13 protein-coding genes and 1 pseudogene are annotated in these 17866 nt (G+C 69.7%); 2 read left to right on the forward strand and 12 right to left on the reverse strand.

Annotation, left to right across the window (positions count from 1 at the left end; genetic code table 11):
* Positions 1 to 5: 5 nt before the first annotated feature.
* From ACTWQR_RS05540 to ACTWQR_RS05565, 6 genes and pseudogenes are all read right to left on the reverse strand, one after another.
* Complete coding sequence (locus tag ACTWQR_RS05540) at positions 6 to 779, reverse strand: polysaccharide deacetylase family protein (protein WP_443225752.1); 774 nt, start codon at positions 777 to 779, stop codon at positions 6 to 8.
* Positions 776 to 2932, reverse strand: a complete 2157-nt coding sequence (locus ACTWQR_RS05545; RefSeq protein ID WP_443225753.1) for a glycosyltransferase — start codon at positions 2930 to 2932, stop codon at positions 776 to 778. The genes ACTWQR_RS05540 and ACTWQR_RS05545 overlap by 4 nt, the downstream gene beginning before the upstream one ends.
* Positions 2933 to 3384: 452 nt before the next feature.
* Positions 3385 to 4245, reverse strand: a complete 861-nt coding sequence (locus tag ACTWQR_RS05550) for an aldo/keto reductase (RefSeq protein WP_443225754.1) — start codon at positions 4243 to 4245, stop codon at positions 3385 to 3387.
* A 969-nt stretch (positions 4246 to 5214) separates the two neighbouring features.
* Positions 5215 to 5331: pseudogene (locus tag ACTWQR_RS05555) on the reverse strand (maleylpyruvate isomerase N-terminal domain-containing protein); the annotation flags it as partial.
* A gap of 97 nt (positions 5332 to 5428) precedes the next feature.
* The gene (locus ACTWQR_RS05560) at positions 5429 to 6259 is read right to left on the reverse strand and encodes a fumarylacetoacetate hydrolase family protein (RefSeq protein WP_443225755.1); all 831 of its coding nucleotides are present in this window, start codon (positions 6257 to 6259) and stop codon (positions 5429 to 5431) included.
* Positions 6256 to 7332: a cupin domain-containing protein gene (locus ACTWQR_RS05565; protein ID WP_443225756.1), complete on the reverse strand. Its 1077-nt coding sequence runs from the start codon at positions 7330 to 7332 to the stop codon at positions 6256 to 6258. The genes ACTWQR_RS05560 and ACTWQR_RS05565 overlap by 4 nt, the downstream gene beginning before the upstream one ends.
* 119 nt (positions 7333 to 7451) lie before the next feature.
* Between ACTWQR_RS05565 and ACTWQR_RS05570 the strand changes: the two genes are divergently transcribed.
* On the forward strand, positions 7452 to 8225 hold the full coding sequence (locus ACTWQR_RS05570) for an IclR family transcriptional regulator (protein WP_443225757.1): 774 nt from the start codon (positions 7452 to 7454) through the stop codon (positions 8223 to 8225).
* A gap of 87 nt (positions 8226 to 8312) precedes the next feature.
* On the opposite strand, the gene ACTWQR_RS05575 is transcribed toward ACTWQR_RS05570, so the two are convergent.
* The 6 genes from ACTWQR_RS05575 to ACTWQR_RS05600 all read right to left on the reverse strand — a co-directional run bounded on the left by ACTWQR_RS05575 (position 8313) and on the right by ACTWQR_RS05600 (position 17278).
* Positions 8313 to 9803, reverse strand: a complete 1491-nt coding sequence (locus ACTWQR_RS05575; protein ID WP_443225758.1) for an aldehyde dehydrogenase family protein — start codon at positions 9801 to 9803, stop codon at positions 8313 to 8315.
* 85 nt (positions 9804 to 9888) lie between these two features.
* Entirely contained in the window at positions 9889 to 10809 is a 921-nt protein-coding gene (locus tag ACTWQR_RS05580; RefSeq protein ID WP_443225759.1) for an NADP-dependent oxidoreductase, read from the reverse strand.
* A gap of 74 nt (positions 10810 to 10883) precedes the next feature.
* The gene (locus tag ACTWQR_RS05585; protein ID WP_443225760.1) at positions 10884 to 12050 is read right to left on the reverse strand and encodes an amidohydrolase family protein; all 1167 of its coding nucleotides are present in this window, start codon (positions 12048 to 12050) and stop codon (positions 10884 to 10886) included.
* Between the two features lie 116 nt (positions 12051 to 12166).
* The gene (locus tag ACTWQR_RS05590; protein WP_443225761.1) at positions 12167 to 13702 is read right to left on the reverse strand and encodes an aldehyde dehydrogenase family protein; all 1536 of its coding nucleotides are present in this window, start codon (positions 13700 to 13702) and stop codon (positions 12167 to 12169) included.
* A gap of 222 nt (positions 13703 to 13924) precedes the next feature.
* Entirely contained in the window at positions 13925 to 16246 is a 2322-nt protein-coding gene (locus ACTWQR_RS05595) for a transketolase-like TK C-terminal-containing protein (RefSeq protein ID WP_443225762.1), read from the reverse strand.
* Positions 16247 to 16486: 240 nt separating this feature from the next.
* Positions 16487 to 17278 (reverse strand): SDR family NAD(P)-dependent oxidoreductase, encoded by a 792-nt coding sequence (locus ACTWQR_RS05600; protein WP_443225763.1) that lies wholly within the window; start codon positions 17276 to 17278, stop codon positions 16487 to 16489.
* 72 nt (positions 17279 to 17350) lie between these two features.
* On the opposite strand from ACTWQR_RS05600, the gene ACTWQR_RS05605 reads away from it, so the two are divergent.
* Positions 17351 to 17806, forward strand: coding sequence for a MarR family winged helix-turn-helix transcriptional regulator (locus tag ACTWQR_RS05605; RefSeq protein ID WP_443225764.1), 456 nt, complete (start codon positions 17351 to 17353; stop codon positions 17804 to 17806).
* Positions 17807 to 17866 lie beyond the last annotated feature (60 nt).

Consider the following 17866-nt stretch of genomic DNA (forward strand, 5'->3'; position numbering starts at 1 on the left):
CGTGGTCACGGCCGGTGGGCGCGGCCGATCAGTGAGTGGACGGCGGGGCGCAGCGACGGCACTGCCCCGGACAGCCGGCGGATGACGGGATAGCCCCGCCAGGTCTTCAGCCGGAAGGTCGCGTCGTTCTCGGTGGCGTTGATGTCGACGCGCGGGATGGCGTAACGCCCGGCACGGTCGTGCACGCTGAACGCGAGCTCGAATCCGGCTTCGGCCACTGCTCTGCGTGCGGCGGCGTCGTGCGTTCCATAGGGGTAGGCGAACGCGCGGGCACGCTTGCCGGTGATGTCGGCCAACACCGCTGCGGCGTCCAAGAGATTGCGGGCGAGGGTCCCGGCGTCGGCGTTCACCAGGTCACTGTGGTCCCATCCGTGGCATTCGACGTCCAGCCCCGCATCAGCCAGTGCGCGCACGCCTTCAGCGTCGAGCAGCGGCTCATCAGGCATTTCGGCCATCCACGTGGAGGTGCCGCCGAGTACACCGCTGAGCACAAAGGCGGTAGCGGGAAACCCCAGATCGCGCAGGACCGGCAGCCCCTCGTCCAACATGGCCTGGTAGCCGTCGTCGAACGTCACCAGAACGCTGCGCCTGGGGAAGTCACCGCGCAGGTACCGGCCGAGCGTCAGGGGTGTCCAGCCCCGGTCGAGGAGCCCTCGCAGTTGTCTGTGAAGAGTGTCCGGTGGGACGAACAAGCAGAACGGGTCCTGGTGGGCGGGGCGCCTGCCGACGCCGTGGTACATCAACACCAGCGGTTGCCTGACCGTGCTGGCGTGACTCATCGGGGACCGTCCGCATCCGGACCATCCGCGGCGGCCCCGTCCGATCTCATCCGACAGACCAGTCCCCGCCCGGCCCCGGCCGCCTTGGCGAGGTCGCGCACCACCGCGGCGACGGGGACGAGGGGCAGCGCCGCCCAGTGGCGTCGGCGGACGGCCCTGGTGAGCGGCAGTGACACATACGCCGCGAAGGCGGTGGTCGCGACGGACCGGGCGCGTGGGCCCGTCACCACCGCGGTGAGGGCGGTGCCGTAAGCCAACACTCTGGCCATGTCCCGGCCCACCAGGCGCGGGTTCGCCGACCGTCCGCCGCCCTCGCCGTAACGGAAGTACATCGCCGCTGCCTGACGCAGCGTCGGCCGCTGCTCCCAGCGGACCTCGGCGGAGGAGGCCAGGACCGCGCGGTGGCCGGCCCCGACCACCGCGCGGCCGAAGAGCACGTCCTCAGAGGTCCGCAGATGTTCGGGGAAGCCCCCGGCGTCCTGCCAGGCGGCGCGGGAGAAGGCCACCGAACGCCCGGTGGGCATGGTCGCGTCGAGTCCTCGGCCGAAGAGCCGGCAGTACACGCGTGTCCACGGGCCGGGATGACGGGCCTCCTCGGGGACCGGATAGCCCACCGCCGACATGGCTCCGGCCAGCGCTCCGTGGCCGTCCACCCGATAGACGCCGGTGATCAGGTCGGCCGGGACGGGCTCTGCCGCCGCCGCGCGCAGCCGGTCCAGCCAGTCAGGATCGGGGTAACAGCCCGCGTCGGTGCAGGCGATCAGCGAGTTGCCCGCCGCTTGCACACCGGCGTTGCGGCCGGCCGAGATGCCCGAGCCGGGGAGCCGCAGCAGGCGGATCCGGGCATCCTTCGAGGTCCACGCCTCGACCCGGTCGGCCGTGCCGTCGGTCGAGCCACCGTCGACGACGACGATCTCGTCCCCGTCCGCGACCAGTTGGGGAACCAACGGGCCGAGCAGCCCGTCGATCACGTCGGCCGCGTTGAGCACGGTGGTCACCACAGAGACCGGCGCGGTCCCGGTCAGCCCCGCACCGGGCAGCCGAGCGGCCTCGGACAAGACCTGCACCAGCCGTCCGGCGCACTCCGCCGGGCCCGGATGAGAAGCCGTCAGACGGTGTCCCACCGAGCCCATGGCGACGCGGGTGTCACGGTCCGTCAAGCGCCCCAGCGCCAGGCCCACCTCGGTGGAGTCCCCGGGCGGCACGGCGATCCCGGCTTGCGCCGCACCCGGTTCCGCCACTCGGTCGGCGACGGGACCCGGTGTGGTGATCACCGGTACTGCGGAGCGCATCGCCTCCAGTGCGACCGCGCCGAACCCCTCCGGATAGGGCTCTGCCGGGGTGGGCTTGGTCAGCACCGCGACCGCGTCGGCCCCGGGGATGATCCGCCAGGCATCCTGAATCCAACCCGTGAAGTCGACGCGGTTGACCACTCCGAGGTCGGCAGCCAACTTCGAGAGCCGGCTCTGCTCGCCCGGTTCGGTCGGCGCTTCACCCCCGACCACGGCCAGTCGCCAGCGCTCGCCCCCGGGCTTCGCCAAGGCCTCGATAGCGTCGTCCACGCCCTTGTTGGAGACCAGACGGCTGACGGTGAGCAACAGGCGCTCGTCGTGGCCGTCTCGGAGCCGCACGCCGCGTCGTACCAGATCCTCTCGGGCGGCCTCGCGGGACAATGCGGTGCCCTCCGGCGCGGGGAAGGGTACGAGGACGGCCCGGGGATGTCGCGAGGCGAGGGCCAGTCCCTCCGCAGTCGCCACGCAGTTGTCGGTGAGCGTGGCCAGGAACTTCATCAGACGGGGGTGGGAGTAGTCGTGCTTGGCCCACACGCATCGCACCCCGGTGAGCCACGCGGCCGGGGCGCACACACACGCCGCTTTGATCCCGTTGGCGAGGACCACATCCGGCGGGCTCGCCCGCAACCGGCGCGCGAGTGAGACCGCGGAGGCTGCTACCGCCGCTGCGGTCCGGCCCGTGGCACGCGTGACGCAGGGCACGCCTCTGCGGCGGAACTGCTCGTCCAGCGGTCCTTCCCCCAGCATCACCGCGTCCACGTCCAGCCGGTCGGTGGCATCGAGCAGCGAAAGCAGCCAGAGTTCCGCACCGCCGAGGATTCCGGCGGTCGTGACCACCGTGACACGCAGTGGACGGTTCATCTGGCCCTCCTCCGTGAGGACGCCCTGCGGAGGAGCTGACCGGCGGACGCCACATGGGCAGGCAGCCGGAGCCGGATCCGCAAGCTGAAGGCTGCTGTGGTCGTTCGAGCGAAGACGGCTCATCACGGAGCAGCTCTGGCTTGCCCGCCTATGCCGACCACATCGCAGCAAAGTTCATGACAACTACCCATACTTTACCAAAAGGGGCATACGGTCAAGGCGAGGTCCCGAAAGGGGACGAGGGCGCACTGCAGGGCGCTTCGCGCGGCATGCCGCACGCGACGCGCTCAAGGCCATCGGCTGACCCGACAGCTCCCATTAGGCGGAGAAGAATCTCACGCGCACCCATTCGGTTACGTGCACCGTCGCCGGGCCGGCGCCATGCCCCCTGGTCCGGGATCCGCCACGGGCTGCCGGTGCGGTCGGGTGCATGCGAGGTTCGAACGTCAAGATCAGGGGGCGGTGGTGGGGTCCCAACCGGTGACGAGGTTTTCGTCGAGGGCGTCGAGGGTTTCCATCTCGGTGTCTGTGAGGGTGAAGTCGAAGACGTCGGCGTTGTCGGCGATACGGTCGGCGTGGGTGGACTTGGCAAGGACGACCAGGTCGTGCTGAAGGGCCCAGCGGATCAGTACTTGTGCCGTGGAACGCTGGTGGGTGGCGGCGATCCGGACGAGCGGCGGGTCGTCGAGTTTGCGGCCCTTGGTGAGCGGGCTGTAGGCCTCCACCAGGATGCCGTTCTTCCGGCTGAGGTCGATGACGTCCGCGCGGGAACGGTAGTTGTAGGGGCTGAGCTCGATCTGGTTGACCGAGGGGAGGTGCCGTGCGTGGTCGAGGAGTTCTTCCAGGTGGTGCGCCATGTAGTTGCTGACACCGATGGCGCGGGCCGCGCCCGTGTCCAGGAGGTGCTCCATGGCTCGCCAGGTTTCCAGGCGGATGCCGGGCACGGGCCAGTGGATGAGGTAGAGGTCGATGTGGTCGACGCTGAGCTGGCGGCGGCTGCGCTCGAAGGCGTCGAGGGTCGACTGGTAGCCGTGATCGGCCTTCCACAATTTGGTGGTGATGAACACCTGGTCACGGTCAAGACCGCTGTCGCGCAGCCCGTGGCCCACGTCTGCCTCGTTGCCGTAAATGGCGGCGGTGTCGATGTGCCGGTAACCGACGTCCAGCGCGGCGGTGACGGCCTGCTGGGTGACGCGGCCGGCGGGGCTGCGGAAGACGCCCAGACCGAGGACCGGGATGTGCATCCCGTTGCGCAGTGGCAGGGTGTCGGAGGGACCGGTCGGGGCGCGGTGGGGTTCTGGGCTTGTGCTCATGACCTTGAGCCCTTTCTGTGCGGGTGCTGGGCTGAAGACTTGGGTCAGTCGGAACATGGACCGGTCAGAGAACCAGGTTCTTCGATCCGAGGATTCGGCCGCCGATGCCCGTCAATCGAGATGCAGGTCTCCGACGACTGGGTGACGCAGGTGCTTGGTTCCGATGCGCCGGTCGCCACGGAGTGGGCGGCCCACCGCTGCTGGAACTGATGACACGCGGGGTTGTGTCCCGTGTCGTCGAGCACCCGTCGTAGCCGCGGCTGGACCCTGGGCCGGGTGGAGCGGCGGGGTGGGCGGTATTCGTCCTTGACCGCGAGCTCGTACAAGTAGGCGCACTGGTCATCGTCCAGGCGCAGCACCTTGGCCAGGGAAGCCAGTACAGTCGGCGTTGCTGGATGCGACCCTGTTCGAGTCGGTAGGGGTAGTCGGTGCTGACTGCGGCCGGCACGGCGTCCGCCTCACGGCGCAGACCCGCGACGCGCCGCGGTCCGTCGGGCAGGCCAACGGCTACCGGGGTGAACTCAACGCGGCACGCATTGAGGAATTCCCCCAGGTCGTTGCGGTGGGGATCAAGGATCACGCCAATAGCGTTGCACCCGACTTCAGTGTTCGCCGTCGTCGACGGGTCCAGCTACACCCCTGCCGACGAGACTCCACCCGATCAGTTCCGCTCCGTCGACAAGTTCACCGCCATAGGCATGTGGGTGCAGGAACGGAACGCACCTCCCTGCCTCTGTGGTGGCCGAGTACTACGCCGAGCCGGGAGCTGACGTGACCGCGACCGCCGGAGCGAGTCGCATCGCAAGGCCGTACAGGCGGCCGGAATGGCCGACATGGTCAGGGGCGGTGCCACCACAGGCTTCTCCTCGAACCCGCAGAAACGCGGAGGACGATGCTACGGCTGCCTGTAGCGCAGCACCGAGCTCACCGACAGGAGCGGCGGCGCCCCGCTGCCCATGCTTGACCTCGTGCGTACATCGGGGTCTCGACGCCGGTACGCGCCCAGGTCAGCAGGTTGACGAGCGCATCGGCGTTGCGGGCGACGTGGGCGACCACGTGTGCCCTGCTCCAGCCCGGGAGGTACGAGGCCTGGTGAGTCCCGAGTCGGTCAGCCACTGCGCGGCGGCCTCGAAGGCGGCCATGCCTTTGGCTGCCCACTCCAGCATCGCGCCCGGGCGTGCGCTCACCGCGTCTCCCGACGGCAGGTGTTGCGGCACTCGCCGATCCCCTCGATCCGGGTGACGAGGGCCGAGCCGTCCTGCAGATAGCGGGCGGGCTTGCGCGCATGGCCGACCCCGCCCGGAGTCCCGGTGGCGATGACGTCGCCGGGCACCAGCGTGATGATCTCGGACAGGTACGCGACCAGCGTGGCCGGATCGAAGACGAGGTCACCGGTGTCGGCCTTCTGCACCGTGTCGCCGTCGACCTCACAGGTCAGGTTCAGGCCCTGGGCGGCGACCGCGGGGTCGTCGGCGGTCACCAGCCACGGCCCGATGGGGGTGGTGGCCTCGAAGGTCTTGCCCTGGTCCCACTGGGTGGTGCGGTACTGCCAGTCGCGGGCGGTGACGTCGTTCAGCACGGTGTACCCGGCGATCGCGGCCCGCGCCTGCTCCGGGTCGGCGTGCCGGACCTCGGCCCCGATGACGACGCCGAGTTCGGCCTCCCAGTCCATCTGCGCGGACGCGGCGGGCAGGGTCACGTCGTCGTACGCGCCGACCAGCGCCCGCGCGTACTTGTTGAACAGCGTGGGATGCGAGGGGAGTTCGCGGCCCATCTCCAGAATGTGGGTGCGGTAGTTGAGGCCGACGCACACGACCTTCTCCGGGGCGACGACCACCGGGGCGTAGTCCAGGGCGCCTTCGTACGTCTCGCCGTCGGCGTCGGCGGCCCGCGCCGCCCAGTCGGCGTGGCGCAGGAAGGCCACCAGGTCGCTCTCGCCCAGGTCCACGGCCTTGTCCTCGTCGAGGCGGACGGCGCGCGTGGTGCCGTTGACCCGGATGGTGGCGAGCTTCACTTGTGTTCTCCTCGGGAGGTACGGGCGAGGCCCAGGGCCTCGTAGACGGGCTCGTCGCTGAAGCGGAAAAGGTCGACCTGGGTGCGGGCAGACAGCGAGACCTCGCACCAGGACGGGACGACGAACAGGTCGCCCTTGGCGATCTCGAAGACCTGGTCGCCGACGTGGGCGACCGCCTCGCCGTCGAACACCTGCCAGACCGCGGAGCCGACCGTGCGCACCGGGACGGTCTGGGTGCCGGCCCGCAGTCGGCGCATCTCGGTGCGCATCGTGACCAGGGCGTCCTTGCCGGTGGTGGGGTTGGAAAAGCGCACTCCGGCGTGCCCGGGCTCCAGCACGCCGGGTACGCCTTCGCTCTCCAGCTCCAGCTGGGCGGTGAGGGCGGCGTCGGTGTGTTCCCAGCGGTAGGCGCCCAGCGGGGAGTTGGGCTGGTCGGGCAGGCCGATCGGGCGTAGTCCGGGTTGGCCCCACAGTCGCTCGCCGCGCGAACGCTCGGGGGTTTCGCGGGTGGAGAGTTCGTCGGGGCCGAACTCGAAGAAGCCGGCGTCCAGTTGGGAGACGAGCGGGATGTCGAGGCCGTCGAGCCAGGCCATCGGCTCGTCGGTGACGTTCTGGTGCTCGTGGAAGGCCCAGCTCGGCGTGAGCAGCAGGTCACCGCGCCGCATCGCCACCGCGTCCCCGTCGACGTTGGTCCACACCCCCTCGCCTTCGACCACGAACCGGAAGGCTCCCTGGCTGTGCCGGTGTGAGGGGGCGACCTCGCGCGGTCCCAGGTACTGGATCGCGGTCCACAGGGTCGCGGTGGCGTAAGGACGGCCCGGCAGGCCGGGGTTGGACAGGGCCATGGCGCGGCGCTCGCCGCCACGCCCCACCGGTACGAGCTCTCCGGAGCGCTGTGCGATGGGCAGCAGCTCCGCCCACCGCCACAGGTGCGGGACCGCGGCGGGCTGCGGCGACATCGGCATGAGGTCGTCGACCTGGGTCCACAGCGGGATCAGGCCCGCGTTCTCGAAGTCCGTGTAGAGCTCGTCGAGCAGCTCGCGCTCGGTCTGTTCACTGGTGGTGTCGGTCACGGAAACCTCCACGTCGTGTGTGCGGCGACCCGGGAAGAAGCGCCCAACTCTTGGCGCTGATTCAAGACGTTACGCCGATGTTTCCCCTCACCGGAATCCTTTGCGTCTAGGATTCCGCTATGGAGAATTCAGCGGACCGTTCGCCCAGTCCCTCGTATCCAGTGAGTGCCGCCGGCAACGCCCTGCGCGTGGTCCGGCTGCTGCACGAGCTCGACGAGCTTCGGGTGATGGACGTCGCGGACCGGCTCGGTGTCGCGCGCTCGACCGCTCACCGGGTCCTCGCGATGCTCGTCTTCGAGGGCTTCGCGACGCAGGACCGCCACAAGGTGTACCGGCCGGGACCGGCTCTCCAGGCGATCAGGGGAAGCCGGGCGGCCCCTCCCCCGGACCTGATCACCATCGCCCACCCCCACCTGCGACGGCTGGCGGACGCAGTCCGCGAGACGACCCATCTGATGGTGCTCGACGGCAATGGCATCCGCTTCCTGGACGGCGTGGAGGGCCCCCAGGCGCTGCGCGTCAGCTACCGCACCGGCACCTTCCTGCCCGCACACACGACCTCGGGCGGCAAGGCCCTGCTCGCGACACTCCCGGCCGACCGGCTCCGGGCCCTCTACCCCAACGGGCTCCCCGAGGACCGGGCCAGGACTCCCAAGAACTTCGAGAGCCTGATGAACGAGCTGGTGACCGTCCGCCGCCACGGCTACGCCATCAATCTCCAGGAGAGCGAACGCGGAGTGCACGCCGTCGGCGCCTGTGTACGCGACCGCACGGGCACCGCCGTGGCCGCCGTGGCCGTGGCGGCTCCGTCGGTCCGGTGCACCCGCGCGAGCCTGGCGGAGTTGTCCCGGCCCTTGCTGGCAGCCGTGCAGGACATCGGTCAGCGTCTGTGAACGGCGGCGGCGTGCGACGCCGTCCCACCCATGGGTGCCGCACGCCGTGTCTTCGAGGCGGTCACACCGACTCGAAGACCGGGTTGTTCACTTCCCGTGTCCCGTCACGTCGAGGGACGGCGCCCAGCGCGGGACCTCGCCCCTCCCGGAGACCAGGCGGATGTTCTTGCTGTAGCCGTACTCGCGCAGGGTTTCCGCCGCGGTCTCCCGGCCGAAGCCGCTCGCACCGACACCGCCGAACGGCACGCCCGTGAAATTCCGGTTGTAGTTGTTCACGAAGACGAACCCGGTGTGCAGGGCGCGGCTGACCCGCAACGCGCGCTCGGAATCCGGCGTGAACACCGCGGCGACCAGGCCGAAGTCGGTGCCGTTGGCGATCCTGACAGCCTCGGCCTCGTCGCGGAACGGGATCATCGAGATGACCGGGCCGAAGATCTCCTCCCGCGCGATGCGCATGTCCGGGCGAACGCCGGTGAACAGCGTCGGCGCGACATAGAAGCCGCCTGCCAGCTCCGGGTCCTCGGGGAGCGGCGCCTGCACCGCGATCGTGGCACCCTCCTGGACGCCGATGTCGATGTAGTCCAGCACCCGCTCGCGCTGGGCGGCGGACACCATCGGTCCGATGTGCGTGCCGGGGTCGGCGCCGTTGCCGACGCGCAGCCGCTTCAGCGCGTCGCCGTAGCGGCGCGCGACCTCGTCGTAGATGTCGGCGTGTACCAGGACGCGGGACGCCGAGGTGCACGCCTCGCCCTGGTTGAAGAGGCCGCCCTCGATCGCCCACGGCAGCGCCTCGTCGAGGTCCGCGTCCTCGAAGATGATGAACGGGTCCTTGCCGCCGAGCTCCATCAGGGTCGGCGTCAGGTTGTCGGCCGCGGTCTTGATGACCGAGACGCCGGTGGCGGGCGACCCGGTGAAGGAAACCTTGCCGACGAGCGGGTGCCCGGCGAGCTGCGACCCGATCGAGCCGGTGCCGGGAATGATGTGCACCACGTCGTCGGGCAGGACGGACTGGACGATCTCCACCATGCGCAGGGCCGACAGCGGGGCCTGCTCCGGCGGCTTGATCACCACCGCGTTGCCGACGGCCAGCGCGGGGGCCAGCTTGCTGGCGGTGTGGATCGGCGGCCAGTTGAACGGCACGATCGCGCCGATGACGCCGTAGGGCTCGAGCACCGTGATGTCCAGCAGGCTTCCGCCGTCGTTGACCTGGCCGGGCATGGAGTCGCACTGGCTCGCGAAGAACTCGAAGATCCCGATCGCCGCGTTCAGGTCCATATGGCGCGCCTGGGTCAGGGGCTTGCCGTTGTCGCTGCACTCCAGGGCCGCGATCTCGTCGGCGTGCTCGCGCACCGCCTGGGCGATCTTCCGCAGCCAGCTGCCGCGCTCGCGGGCGGTACGGGCCTTCCAGGAGAAGTGCGCGTCGTAGGCCGACTGGACGGCCTGGTCGACTTCCTTGTCACCGGCGCCCTGCACGACGGCCAGCGTCGCGCCGGTCGCGGGGTTGTCGACGGTGAACTGATCGGCGGCGTCCTCGGACGACCACCGGGTGCGGATCGCACCCTCGGGTTGTGACGACATGGCCATGGTCCTGCTCCGCTCAGGGGGTTGTTTCGGTGTGACGACCCGCTCGCCCATGCGGCGGCCGCCGGTGTGTGACGGCCCCTCAGGGCCTGAGAACGATCTTGCCGTTCGTGTGCCGGCGCTCCAGTTCCCGGAAGGCGTCGCGCACTTCGTCGAGTGGGTAGACGCGGGCGACGGGGATCTCCAGATCACCGTCGGCGATCAGCGTGGCAAGTTCCCGCAGTACGTCGGCGCTTGCCGCCGCCGCGGTGCCCTCGGCTTTGGTCCCGTGCTTCGCCGCGCCCGGGAAGTCGATGATCGTGTTGATCCGTTCAGCGGGTACGCCGAGTTCCAGCGCCAGTTCGATGTAGGGAGCGCCGAAGGTGTCGATGAAGGCGTCGACCGTGCCGTCGGCCGCGGCGCGGACGCGCTCGCCGACGCCCTCTCCGTAGGTCACCGGGATCGCGCCGTGCCGGGTGAGCCAGGCGTGGTGGGGCTCGCTCGCCAGACCGATGACGGTGGCCCCGGCCTGCCGGGCGAGTTGCACGACGAGAGAGCCCACCCCGCCGGCGGCCCCGGAGACGACGACGGTCTCGCCACGCCCGACCTTGACGGCGTGCACCGCCGCGTACGCCGTGGTGCCGGCGACGAAGAGCGCGCCGGCCTGCTCCCATGGGACGCCCGGCGGTCGGGGGGTGAGGTGGTCCTCCGCCACGATCACGTACTCGGCGTGGCTGGCCCGGTCGTCGGTGAAGCCGATCACCTCGGCACCGACGGCGAATCCGGTGACTCCCGCGCCGAGTTCCTCGACGATCCCGGCGAGGTCGCTGCCCTGGCCCGACGGGAACGTCGCCGGAAACCTGTCGTGGAAGAACCCCTGCCGGATCACGGCCTCGCCCGGGTTGATCCCGGCGGCCACCACCTTGACGAGCACCTGCCGTTCACCGGGCGTGGGACGGGGGGCGTCGACCACGTTCAGTACGTCGATGCCCCCGTACTCCGCGAATCGCACTGCTTTCGGCATCGTGGCTCCTCTCATCGCGCTGCGGGGAACAGAAGGGGGAACAGAGAGTGGGGACTACCCGGGCTGTCGGTCGTTCACAGCCCCACAATGCGTTCGGCGTTGCCGTGCGCGATGCGCGCGAGGTCGGCCGGCGCGTGCGGTGCGGAACGCAGGAACCCCACCGCCTCGGCGCTGGACTCGAAGGGGTAGTCGATGGCGAACAGCACCCGGTCGGCACCGACGGCATGGACGGCTCCCAGCAGTGCGGCATGCGACATGACTCCGCTGGTGGTCACGTACACGTTCTTCCGCAGGTAGTACGAGGGCAGGTGCTTCACCCTCCGCTCAGCCGGCACCTGGGAGTAGCGGCTGTCGAGCCGGGCCATCTGGAACGGCAGCAGTTCGCCCATGTGTCCCAACATCAGCGACGCGCCCGGGAACTGGTCGAACACGCCGCCGTAGATCAGGCGGAGCGCATGGGCGCCCACCATCGCGGTCCAGCCCCAGGACGGCCCCACCAGCGCGGGATACCCGTTGAACACACGCCAGTTGTCGGCCGGAATCGCAGCCGGATGCAGATACAGCGGCACGCCCAGGCGCTCCAGCTCGGCCCATACCGGCCTGAACTGCGGCTCGTCCAGATAGTGCCCCTGCACATGGTCGTTGAACAGCACGCCCTTGAGCCCGAGTTCCTTCACCGCCCGGCGCAGCTCCACGACCGCGGCCGTGGGGTCCTGCAGCGGCAGGACCGCGAAGCCCGCGAACCGTTTCGGATGATCGGCGACCACCTTGGCCAGATAGTCGTTGACCCGCCGCGCGACGGCCACGGCCTCCGCCGGATCCTCGATCACTTCCAGACCCGGCGTGGCATACGAGAGGACCTGCATGTCGACGCCGTTGGCGTCCATGTCCGCCAACCGCAGCTCGGTCCTGTCGTCCAAGCGCCGGTACCACTCCCGCTTGATCGCCTCCGGCACGTCCGTGCGCTCACGGATCGCCGCCTCCTGCCGGATGGCTCCAGGGATGGCGAACGCCTCTTCCACGGCCACGATGCGCATCTTCTTCTCCTTCTTGGCGTTCCGGTCGCCCTTCGAGCCGCCGGGCACCGCGTCGGCGGCGAGCGCGGGTTGTCCCGCGGCCAGCCCGCCGGCCACGGCGGCTCCTCCGGCAGCGGCGGTCGCGGCGATGAATCTGCGCCGAGTGGCCGCGGTCGGGGGCTCGGCCGGCGGAGTCACGGCTTGGACGGGACGTTCGTTGGACATGTCCGCTCTCCCTCATTGGTGGCGCGGTGATTGTCTGGACGTGCCGATCGTTGTCGCGCTCCGCGAAGGTGCGCATCGTTCCCCCAGGAGTGGTCCGACGGCCCGGGGTCAGTTCGTCAGTCGGTCTTCTCGCCGCTCTCGGCCAGGATCCTGTCGCGCACGCCGGCGAGGGCTCCCGCCATCGCGCCCGCGGGCCTGCCGAAGGTGGTGGCCGAGAACTGGGCGGGCTCGGTCTTGGCGGTGAAGGAGTGCGGGTAGGCGAACTCCCGGAGTCCTTCCTCGCCCTGCTTGCGCCCGTATCCGCTGTCGCCGCGACCGCCGAAGGGCACGGCGGGGTTGATGGAGAAGACCAGGGCGTCGTTGATGCTGGTCATGCCGACGCGCAGCTGACGGGCGATGTCCTCGCCGCGGTCGCGGCTGAAGACGGCGCTGCCCAGTCCGTACCGGCTGGCGTTGATGTGCGCGATGGCCTCTTCGGTGTCGGTGACCTTGACGATCGCGAGTGTCGGTCCGAACGTCTCCTCCGTCGCCGCCAGGGCGTCGGGGCTCACGCCGACGAGGATGGTGGGAGAGACATAGCGCTCTCCCACTGCCTCGATGCCACCGACAGTGGCTGTCGCACCGCGGTCGAGAGCATCCTGGATGTGCTCCCGGATGATCGGGATCTGGGTGGGCAGGGGAACCGGCCCGATCTCCGCGTCCTCGTCGCTGCCGACGCGTACCTGCTTGGCGAGGTCGCTGATCTTCTCGACTAACGCGTCGTGCACCGACTCGACGACGTAGGCCACTTCGAGGCTGATGCAGCCGTGTCCGGTGTTCTGTATGGCGCCCCAGACGATGTGCTTGGCGGCTTCGTCCAGGTCGGCGTCCTCGGCCACGATGACGCCGTCCTTTCCGCCGAGTTCCAGCAGAACGGGGGTCAGGGTCTGCGCGCACTGGGCGGCCACCGCCTTGCCCGTGTTGACACTGCCGGTGAACGCGAGCTTGTTCAGGCCGGACTCGATGAGTGCCTGGCCCGTGGGCCCGAACCCGTTGAGGCACTGGAGGACGTCCGGGAAGTCGGGGACCGCGCGCTGCCAGGCCCGGACGAGCCACTCCCCGATGCCGGGCGTGATCTGGCTGGGCTTGAGGATGGCGGCGTTTCCGGCCGCGATCGCCTCGACCAGGATGGCCCCCGGCGTGAGCAGGGGGAAGTTCCATGGGCCGATGACACCGACGACGCCGTAGGGCTGGTATTCGACCCACGCACGCTGGTTGGGCACGGTGCGGCTGCCGGGGACCTCCCGGCGTCCCAGCACGCGCTCGGCGTTCTCGACGGCGTACTGCACGTGCTCCAGAATCCCGAGCACCTCCACGCGGGCTTCGTCGAGCGGCTTGCCGTTCTCGGCGTGGATGAGAGCGACTCCCTCCTCGCCGCTGATGGCCATCTCCCGCCGCCATGCGCGCAGTTGCTCGGCACGGCCCTCGAATCCGAGGTCCCACCAGGGCCCGGAGACCGAGCGGGCGGCAGCGACGGCCGCGGCCGCCTCCTCCTTGCCGGCCACGGGGTACCGGGCGAACTCCGCCCCGGTGGCCGGATCGACGGTGACCACCTCGCTCCCGTCCTGTCCGATGACTCCGTCACGGGTGATCGTTGAAGTGTTGTCGGTCACGGGTCTCTCCCACTTTCTGACGACCGCCTGCGCCCGAGCAGCACCCCGAGGTGATGGGCAGATGGCGGACGCCGTGTTCGGCGCGATGAAGGGCCGCCGTGTGACGGCGGGCGCGCGCCGAGGCGAATGACTTGAGCGATGGCTCGAAGGCCTTGGCAAGTACCAGATTATCAACCTACTGACTAGTGTCAAGCGCTTGATAGTTAGTAAAACACTTGGGACTCAGTCGGTCAGGTCGAGGGCGGCGCGGACGATGCTGTCCGCGTCGAGCCCGTGCTCGCGGTAGACGTCCTCCAGCGATCCGGACTGCCCGAACCGCGTCACGCCGAGGGAGGAGACAGGCACACGGTTGACGGTGGCCAGGAAGGCCAGGGTGTGCGGATGGCCGTCGAGGACCGTGACCAGAGGGGTAGCGCGCTCGGCCGGGAATACCTGGTCCAGCACCCAGGAATCGGCCTGCTCGTGGCCCTGCCTGGCACGCACCGCCCGGTACAGGAGATCGGGACTGGTGACACACACCACCTCCGCCGGGACTCCGACCTGCGCCAGACGATCAGCGGCCGCCAGCGCCTCCGGCACCACCGCGCCCATCGCGGCGATGGTGACCTTGGCGTCGTCGGTGCGCAGCAGGGGATACGCCCCGGCGACGACCTGGCGCCGGCGACGCTCGCGTGCGGCGGGGTCGCCCGGCACGCGGGCCAGGGTCTGGTCGATGGGCCGCGTCGACAGCCGTACGTACGCGGAACTGCCGTCCGGTCTGCCGAGCCGGGCCAGGCCGGCGAGCAGCGTCCATTCGGCGTCGAGGGCGAACGCCGGTTCGTAGGTGACGCAGCCGGGCTGCTCCAGGCCGATGGACGGGGTCTTGACCGACTGGTGCGCACCGCCTTCCGGGGCCAGCGAGACCCCGGAGGGTGTACCGACCAGAAGGGACTGTCCGCCGGCGTAGATGCCGAACGACCAGGGTTCGAGGGCGCGTTCGACGAAGGGGTCGTACAGCACGCCGATCGGCAGGAGCGGCTGTCCCCACTTGCTCCAGCAGGCACCCAGTTCGCCGATCAGGCCGACGAGGTTCGTCTCGGCGATGCCCAGTTCGATGTGCTGCCCGGACGGCTTCTCCCGCCAGTGCAGGATGGTCTCGGCGTCATCGGAGAACCAGTCGCGCCGTTCGGTGGACGACCACACTCCGACCTTGTTCACCCACCCGCCCAGGTTCGTGCTGGAGCTGACATCGGGGCTGACGGTGACAACCCGTGCGGCCACTTCCGGGGCAGCCCTGGTCAGATCCAGCAGAAGCCGGCCCAGCGCGGCCTGCGTGGTCGCGGTCCCGGTCGGTGTCCGCCCGATGTCGACGGGCACGGCCGGCGGCGCGTGGTGCGCCGGCTCGGTCCTGCGCAGCCGCCCAGCGGTCCGTCGGCACAGCTCATGAGCCGCGCTGTCCTCGTCGAAGGCGCGCCAAGGATCCGCCGGGTCGGCGCCGAGCCGCTCGGCGAGCTCTCGCATCTGCTCCTCGGTCAGCAGCGCCGAGTGGTTCTGCGGATGCCCCTGGCTGGCCAGCGAGTGGCCCTTGATGGTGTAGGCGAAGATCACCGTGGGGCGGCTGTCGTCGATCGCCGAGAAGGCATCGTCCAGCGCGGCCAGGTCGTGGCCGCCCAGGTTGGCCATCGCGGCCACCAGCGCCGAGTCCTCGACCTGGTCGAGCAGTGCGCGGATCCGGTCGGCGCCGGGGCCTTCGGGCAGCCGCAGACGCAGTTGCCCGGCATCGCACCGCAGGAGCCGCTGGTATTCCGGGTTGGTCATCGTGTCGATCCGCTGCCGCAGCTCCTCGCCGCCCGGCCGGGCGAACAGTTCCTCCAGCCGCCGCCCGTACTTGAGTGTGATCACCTGCCAGCCGGCCGCGGTGAACATGCCCCGCAGCTTCTCGGCGGCGATGTCGGGCACGACCCGGTCCAGCGACTGCCGGTTCAGGTCGACGATCCAGACGACCTCCCCCAGCTCACCCACGGCGGGATCCAGCACGGCCTCCCACACCGCGCCCTCGTCCAGCTCGGCATCACCCACCAACGAGAACTGCCGCCCGGTACCCACGTCGCCGACGGTGGCGTTGACATAGCGCCGAGAGAGAGCGCCCCAGATCGGAGCGGTCGCGCCTATGCCGACGGACCCGGTCGAGTAGTCGACCGGGTCCGGATCCTTGGACCGGCTCGGATAGCTCTGCAGGCCGCCGAACTCGCGCAGCCTCGGCAGATAGGACGGGTCCAGCTCGCCCAGCAGGTAGCTGATCGCGTGCAGCACGGGCGATGCGTGCGGTTTCACCGACACCCGGTCCTGCGGCCGCAGATGCCGGAACCAGAGCGCCGTCATGATCGACACCATCGACGCCGACGACGCCTGGTGCCCGCCCACCTTGAGTCCCGAGGGATTCGCACGTACGCGGTTCGCGTGGTGGATGATCGCCGACGACAGCCAGAGCACCCTGCTTTCCACCTCGCGCAGAACGACGAAGTCGTCCTGGGTGTCGGGCGGCGTGGTTACTGGGCTGCTCATGACTGACCAACTCCTGCGGTCGGCGGCGACTCCGGAGAGGCCATCCGACCATCAGCGCGTGAGCGGTCCACTCAGCCGCTCTTGAACTGGAGCCAAGTTAGTTATGAGGCATCGATCCAGTCAACACTAAGGACACAGGCATGGGATCTCACATGTAATTCTCATGACTCAGCGCCAAGAGTTGAGATAGTCTCGCCGGACGGGCAGGCAGTCATCACCTGCCCGCCAGCCATGACTGCCCTAAGCGCGCGGAACCGCGTAACGAGCCGCGAGTGCCGGCTGGTTGCCACCCGAGACGAAAGCGGTCTCCGCGGCGAGCAAGGCATCCAGGGCGGAGTCCTGACCCTCCAGACCGGGGGCACAGACGGTCTCACCCAGGCGCAGCCCGGCCAGACTGGCCGACGCCACGTCCTCGGGCGTCATCGCCCAGGGGATGTTGTGGCCGGCACCGCTGTTCCACTCCGTCGCCACCACGCCGGGGCACACCACCTGGACGCGGACCGGGGTGTCGGCGAGTTCACCGGCGAGGGTACGAGTGAAGCCCAAGGTGGCAGCCTTGGCGGCGACGTACAGGGTGCGCCGGGGCGCTCGCGGGTCCGTGAAACCCGCGCTGAAGGCGAGAAGCGAGGCGACGGTGACGATGGCACCTTCGCCTGCCGCGAGCATTCCGGGAAGTGCGGCGTGCACCAGCCGGACGGGAGCGACGGCGTTGAGGGTGAGCAGGCGGTCGATGTCGGCCGACTCGACATCGATGAGCGGGGCGTAGCCGCCGGCGCCGGCGTTGCTGATCAGCGTGCGTACGTCCCCGGCGGCCAGGCGGTCGGTGACAGCGGTGATGCCGTCGTGGGTCATGAGGTCGGCGGGCAGCACCTCGACGACTGCCCCACGGGCGCGGAGATCCTCGGCGAGGTCGGCGAGCCGGTCGGCGCGTCGCGCCACCAGGATCAGGTCGTGGTCATCGGCCAGGAGCCGGGCGTAGGCGGCGCCGATGCCGGAGGAGGCGCCAGTGATCAGAGCGAGAGTACGAGTCATGGGGACAGTGTTATTCAATAACTAGATCAGAGTCAAACGCTTGATACTCATGAAGTGTCGTATCCTTCTTCCGTGATACGAAACGATGAGGAGCCCGTCGAGCCCAGCGCTCTTGACCGGGTGACCTGGGCGTTGCGCCGCGCGGAACTGGCGGTACTGGCACTCAAGGAGCAGCGGCTGCGCCCGCTGGGACTGGCGGCCTCGCACTACACCCTCCTGATGTCGGTGCACTCCGACCCGGGACTGACCGGCGCCGAACTGGCCCGCCGCCTCAACGTGACCCCGCAGGCCATCGCGTCACTGGTGGCACGGCTGGAGAGCCGCGGGCAGCTGGAGAGACGCGAGCACCCGCGCCACCGGCATGTGCAGGAGCTGCACCTCACCGACGCCGGGCGCGAGGTCCTGCGCGCGGCCGACAAAGTGATCGCCGCCATCGAGCTGCAGATCACCGGTGGTCTCGGCCCGGAGGAGACAGTGCAGTTGCGGGGGCTGCTCGACCGGGTGGCCGAGACAGTTCGCGAGGACTGAGCCGCGGCAGGCCCTCAAGAAGGACCAGTGGTCAGGTAGTTGGCCGTGATCAGGTGTTTG

Source organism: Streptomyces sp. 2A115, from assembly GCF_052245575.1.
Classification (GTDB): Bacteria; Actinomycetota; Actinomycetes; order Streptomycetales; family Streptomycetaceae; genus Streptomyces.